A 5,817-nucleotide genomic window follows, 5' to 3' on the forward strand; every position below is an offset into this window, starting at 1 on the left:
GCTCTGCATGGCCTTCAGGCGGTTGTCGGATTTGCGCGCTGCGTCCACGTTGTTGACCAGGTCGATCAGCGGTGAGCTGACGCGGGCGAAGGAGCCGATCTTCAGGTCGCTGTTGGATTCCTGGTGGCTGCCGGTGTTCTGCAGCGCCGTGATGTCGATCGTTTTGGCGGTGATGTTGACATCATTCCCGGCCAGGACATTGCTCGAGGCCTGGGTATACTTGCCGCCTGCGGTCAGGTTCACGTCGCCTTTCAGGCTGGAGACGTTGGAAGCCACCTGGGTCACCTGGTCGCTGTTGTCCTTGTGCTTCTCGTTGTGGTAGCCGGCAAAGCGTTCAGTGTCCGACACCACCACCTTGCCAACTGCCTTATTGTTGCTCTGGTTGGCGTTGTGGAGCGTGTCCTGTGCGCTGGTGATGGTCAGGTCGCGTGCGGCACTGATCGACAAGTTGCCTTCCGAGACCACGTTGGCGCCGGTCAGCGTAATGTCGCCGGTTTGCGTGGCCATTGTGGTGCTGCCGCCGACCGACAGTTTGGTGCCGGTGACGGTGTCGGTAGAGCCATTGCCGTCGCCCTTGTTGTTCAGGGTGCCGACGCCCAGCAGGGTACGGTTATCAAAGCTAAAGCCTGACNTTGGTGCCGGTGACGGTGTCGGTAGAGCCATTGCCGTCGCCCTTGTTGTTCAGGGTGCCGACGCCCAGCAGGGTACGGTTATCAAAGCTAAAGCCTGACTTTTTCGACTCCTGCGATTTGGTTTCCGTGGTGTGGGCAACGTCGAACTTGATGTTGTCCTTGGCCAGGAGAAGCGCATTGCCTTCGGCGCTGATCTGCGCGCCCTGGCTGGTGATCGAACCATCGRWAGCGATGATGGTCAGGTCTTTGCCGGCAGTCAGGCTGCTGGTGCGTGCTTCGCTGATGGCGTGGTTTTGCGTGCTGTTCGCGTGCGTGGAACCGAATTGCGTTGTGACCAATGTCGTAGCCGCCAGGAGGCCGTCAACCATKCCCTCTGCCTGGCTGAAAGTCTTGCCAACGAAGCTGGCCGCTTTGGTATTCTCGGTGTCGGACCGGTAAGCACTCCGGAAGGCTGCCAGCGGGTTGACCGTCAAGCCCATAGCAAATCCGGCAGAGTTGCTCTGGGTGCTCGACTGGCTGACCGAGGTGTTCTGCGCTGCGGCCAGGTCGACATTCTTGCCGATCAGGGTGAGGTTTTCCTTGGCGGCGATGTCGGAGGCGACTACTTGCAGCGTTTCGCCGGATTTGAGCTTAACGCTGCCGTCCAGCGAACCGATGCTGGAAGCCAGCTGCGTGACCGTTTCTTCCGAGCTTTGCGAGGAGGCTTTGGACTTGCCGTAGCCGGCCGGCACTCAGGTTGCCGGCCGAATAGTGGACGCTGATGCCGGATTTTTTCTCCTGCCTGGTGCTCGATGTTTTGCTGGTTTCCTCGGCGCTGACGATCTTCAGGCCACCTTTGGCGTCGATGCTGAGGTCTTTATCGGCCAGCACGGTGCTGCCCTTGATCAGGGTATCGCCACCGCTGGTGGTGACCACGTTGCCGCCTTTGATGCTGCTGCCGATTGCCAGTGTACTTGCGTTGTAATCAGTTGCGTCGCTGCTGCTCTTCTTGACCGCGTTGCCCGATTTACGATGGATCTCAATATCCGAGAGGTGAGACTCGCCGACGCTGGTGATATTCAGGTCTTTGCTGGCCTTGAGCATCAGCGTGCCGCCTGCTGCAAGCGAGCTGCCTTAGATGTTCAGGTCACTGCTTTGGTTGATGCCCGCATTGACCAGCAGGTCGCCAGTAGAGGCCACCTTGGCGCCCACCACCGATTGGTGGGCGCGCACCTGCTTGTCCCAGTTCTTGGCGTTGGGGTCACTCAGGAGATTGCTCTTCACTTCATCAACCACGGCGGCGATGTTCACGCTGCCGCCAGCCAGCAGCTTGCCGGCTCCGGCACCGCTGGTTCCGATAGCCAACTGGGTACCGGTCAGGTTCAGGTTGCCCGTGGCGGCCATCAACAAATCACCGCCAACGTTCACGCGGCTTAACTGGTTGTAGGTAGTGCTGTTGTCGATCATCGAACCATTCGCCTGGTAGTGATAGCTGCTGCCGGTCTGCCGTCAGCAATAACGGCGGGCCGCCCCCTATATGGACATTTGAACAGAATGGTTCGGCGTCTTACGGCTGTCAGCCGAGGCAAATATCACGAAATCAAATATCCAGCCTCCCTCAAAAAGTGAGTGAGTCCAATATCCAAGTCAGCATCAGAAATGCCTTCACTGCGTCCGACACCATCCCATCGGCGAATCAATTGGATCGCCCCCCCATCGATCTCTGGAAACTGTTCAGCAACCATCCTACTGAGATCCCTTCCAGTAAGGGTGTGGTCGGACTTTAGAATTTCCCGAAAGAGTACCGAGGCGGATATGCCATTTAACAGTTCATTCATCATTGCTCAGGCTTTTTAAAATAGACAAATCGTACGCTCCCTGTTTGTCCGGGTGGGACGGTAACCGAAGTGAAACCGTAGCGGGCTGCCATTCTCCCAGTCCAAGTATTTGCCGCAGCGACTTCAGGGGTCATTCCCAATGCTAGGTTTTCCAAGTACTGAGCAGTGTTTACGCTGTCTCCCCCGGAACTCCATGTGCCTGTGATGCCTTTAAGTTCTATTTTTTCTCTTTCCAACCGCAGCATCATACTAGCAAACATATCCGTTCCGGAGCCCAGATCTGCAACATTCCCCTTTGCTCGAATTTCAAAAGAAAGACGTCCAGCCCTATCGATGTACGCATTTAGCCCATGTATTCCTTTGTCGGCGTCGAGGTAATCAATCTCTATTATCCCGTTGTATGGTTCAATCTCAAATTTGCTGCTTACATCGACCCGAGGTACAGGCGGCTTCAATTGATTGGCAGTTTGTGCAGGAAGGCCTTTTGTTGCGGCACCCAAACCATCTGCCAGCGTTTTTTCACTCGCTGCCGTCGATCCTGCAATCTTCGAGACCGCAGAAGCTTCTTCTTTGATTGCGTTCGCACCCGTGCTACTGCCATTTGGCAAATGCGGTATAGATACTCCAGATATAGGCACGCCGGCGGCTGTACTTGCTGCCGTGTCTACAGCAGCAAAGCATGCCAGAGGTTTGTTGCGACAATAGCTCACCGGACCTATTGTGCCGAGTTCAACCAACTCCGCAACGGTGAAGCGCCCCGCTTGCACGAGAATCGAAAGGCCGCCTTTGAGAATAGCGAGAGCTTCAGGCGCAACACCACCACCAAGTCCTAACGCAGCTACCTTCAACGCCCTAATCGTCGCATCACCCTTCATCCGAGAAATTCTTGCATCACAGGCGGCCTGACTGAGAGGGCCACACAACAGTTCACGGCTTTTAATTAAGTCATTAATATGATCTTTCGCGTAAGCAGCCCGGCTTGCGGCCCACTTGTTGCTGCCGTTGAAGACACTCAATTCCGTGCGCACCAGTGACATCGGCAAATCGCTTTCAGTTGCGATGTCTTTGCTCGCGCTATTAATGCATGCGAGATCCGCGTGAAGAATGCAAACCTCCAAAGCCTTATCATTTGCATCGGAGATCGACTTGAATTCATTAATGATCTCTTTGCGATCAGGACAGCCCCCTTTTTGCGCTTCACATGCATCCAACTTTTTCTTGAAAAGACCGGCTTGGGCACGGCTCAAGTAGTTGTTTTCGATCGCGTTTGTCGCAATTTGTCCGCCGATTACTGCGTCACGAATACCGTCACTAGCGGTACCAGACAACAACGCACCGATGGCGCTTGATAACGCGCTAACGTTGTTTACTTGGTCCGGTGTAAGCTTGTCACGTTGCAGTACGCCATTTGCATCGAATGCTTGTGGGTACAACTCTTTCGTTAAGACTTGTGCAGCTAGTTCGCCACCTCCTCCAGCCAGTGCGCCACTGACTGCGCTAGAATTGTTGGCAACCGCCAGAGCTGCGCCAAGGACTGCGTGGCTCAAGTTCTGCAGCGTTTGGTTTTCGTTGCCTTCCTTCTTGAAGTAGTCACCAATCTCGGCGGCGAGATATGGCGCCGCTGCATTTGCTGCAATCTGCGTGCCGCCCTGCCCTGCGACCGAGCCAACCAGGATGCCGGTGACAACATTCAGTGCGCGGCTCTTCTCACCGCCTACACCCCACTCAGTCTGAACCAGTTTGGCGTCCGCAATTGTCTTGGTTGCTTCTGCCCTCTGCTGATCCGTGCTGTTCGAATTATTCAGTGNGCCAATCTCGGCGGCGAGATATGGCGCCGCTGCATTTGCTGCAATCTGCGTGCCGCCCTGCCCTGCGACCGAGCCAACCAGGATGCCGGTGACAACATTCAGTGCGCGGCTCTTCTCGCCGCCTACACCCCACTCAGTCTGAACCAGTTTGGCGTCCGCAATTGTCTTGGTTGCTTCTGCCCTCTGCTGATCCGTGCTGTTCGAATTATTCAGTGTCTTTTGCGCCTCTACTTCTGCCTTGCGCGCTTCAGCCGCAATATCGCTTGCCACTTGTTTGGTGGTTGCGATCACCGTACCAGCGGCGGCCGACATTGCTTGCTGATCTTTCAGGAGCTTTTGTAAATCAGGCAGCTTGTCGAGTGCAGTGTTAGCCTTGCTTGCATCAGTGTTGATGCCAAGGTCCTTCACGGAGTTYSTCGYYACRCCRCYGATGCTGATCTTGCCGTCGGTRATRGTGGCGTARGTGRTGGAACTGTCGCTGCCCTTCTCCACCATCGGCAGGCCAGGCGTCATGTTGCCACTCTTCGGGGTACCGTATAGCTGCGACTGGCTCAGCGACTTGSTGTTGCCATCTGCGYCCTTCGCGCCATATTCGCTGTCGCCGCTGATGCCGCCGGCCACGCTGACGTTGCTGGCAGAGTACTTCATCTTGTTTTCGATGTCGGACGTGGTCAGCTTGTTGGTCGTCAGCTCGGAGGCGGCGGCGTTGTTGCTGGCGATGGCGCCGCCCYTCAGRTCGATCGTGTCGGCCTTGACGTGGTAGCCGCCGTCACCAGCGAACAGGCCYGATTGCTGGCCCACGCCTTCATAGGTRCCGCTGCCCTTYTGTTGCGACAGGTTGCCGCTGGCACCCATTACACCAAAACCTACCTGCACGCGCACACCGGTATTTGTCTGCACGCTGTCGAACTTGCTGATGTCTTGCAGGCTTTCGATGGCCAGCTTGCCGCCAACGTCCGTGTTGACAGTGTTGGCGGTCGCCGTTGCGCCTTTCAGCGTGGTGTCGCCTTTGCTGCTGATATTGATCGTGTCGGCTTTGAGCTCGGTGTTGTTGTTGAGCGTGGTGTCGTTCTTGTTGTGGCCTTTGCCGACATTGACAGAGCCGTAGACGTACGCGCCGGTTTGCGCGCCGATCTGGAACCCAACACCTACTTCAGCTCCGGAACTCTTGTTCTTGCCATCGCTATGCAGGGTGCTCTGGCTGGCGTCCAGCACGACGTTTTGTGCTGCGTCCAGGCTCAGGGTTTTGCCTGCATTGAGCGCGGCGCCGGTGGCGTGGATGTCGCCAGTGGTGGCCGTCAGGGTCACGTTGCGACCACCGTTGATGGTGCTGCCCTGTGCGGTGCTATCGCTGCCGTTACTGGAGTTGCTGCTGCTGGCGAAGCCGATGCCAGCTTCGCCCTTGACCAGGACACCACTTTCCGTGCTGGCGGCCTGGTAGATGTTGGCGACTGCCGCCATGCTCTGCATGGCCTTCAGGCGGTTGTCGGATTTGCGCGCTGCGTCCACGTTGTTGACCAGGTCGATCAGCGGTGAGCTGACGCGGGCGAAGGAGCCGAT

General features: G+C 56.6%; 5 protein-coding genes and 2 pseudogenes. All 7 read right to left on the reverse strand.

The genetic code is table 11. The features are described 5' to 3' along the window. On the reverse strand, positions 1-507 hold a 507-nt coding region (locus ASD07_RS32345; protein WP_373922087.1), incomplete at its 3' end, for a hemagglutinin repeat-containing protein. A 125-nt stretch (positions 508-632) separates the two neighbouring features. Beyond that, a pseudogene (locus tag ASD07_RS32350) lies at positions 633-1,363 on the reverse strand (hemagglutinin repeat-containing protein); the annotation flags it as partial. Continuing rightward, entirely contained in the window at positions 1,263-1,715 is a 453-nt protein-coding gene (locus ASD07_RS18205) for a hemagglutinin repeat-containing protein (protein WP_055933621.1), read from the reverse strand. The gene ASD07_RS18205 and the pseudogene ASD07_RS32350, both read right to left, overlap by 101 nt. A gap of 30 nt (positions 1,716-1,745) precedes the next feature. Next, positions 1,746-2,078 carry a hypothetical protein gene (locus ASD07_RS18210; protein ID WP_055933625.1) on the reverse strand — a complete coding sequence of 111 codons (333 nt, stop codon included), beginning with the start codon at positions 2,076-2,078 and terminating at the stop codon, positions 1,746-1,748. 125 nt (positions 2,079-2,203) lie between these two features. Then, positions 2,204-2,452: a hypothetical protein gene (locus tag ASD07_RS18215; protein WP_156398073.1), complete on the reverse strand. Its 249-nt coding sequence runs from the start codon at positions 2,450-2,452 to the stop codon at positions 2,204-2,206. Further along, positions 2,449-3,996, reverse strand: coding sequence for a VENN motif pre-toxin domain-containing protein (locus ASD07_RS32355; RefSeq protein WP_373922088.1), 1,548 nt, complete (start codon positions 3,994-3,996; stop codon positions 2,449-2,451). Before ASD07_RS32355 ends, ASD07_RS18215 begins: the two co-directional genes overlap by 4 nt. A gap of 261 nt (positions 3,997-4,257) precedes the next feature. Next, a pseudogene (locus ASD07_RS32360) lies at positions 4,258-5,727 on the reverse strand (hemagglutinin repeat-containing protein); the annotation flags it as partial. Positions 5,728-5,817: the final 90 nt, after the last annotated feature.

This window comes from Duganella sp. Root336D2, from assembly GCF_001425005.1.
Lineage (GTDB): Bacteria > Pseudomonadota > Gammaproteobacteria > Burkholderiales > Burkholderiaceae_D > Rugamonas.

Excerpts from the sequence above, each read along its gene's own strand:
- ASD07_RS18210 (WP_055933625.1), bottom strand. The coding sequence starts at position 2,078 with ATGATCGACAACAGCACTACCTACAACCAGTTAAGCCGCGTGAACGTT.
- ASD07_RS18215 (WP_156398073.1), bottom strand. The coding sequence starts at position 2,452 with ATGATGAATGAACTGTTAAATGGCATATCCGCCTCGGTACTCTTTCGG.
- ASD07_RS18205 (WP_055933621.1), bottom strand. The coding sequence starts at position 1,715 with ATGCTCAAGGCCAGCAAAGACCTGAATATCACCAGCGTCGGCGAGTCT.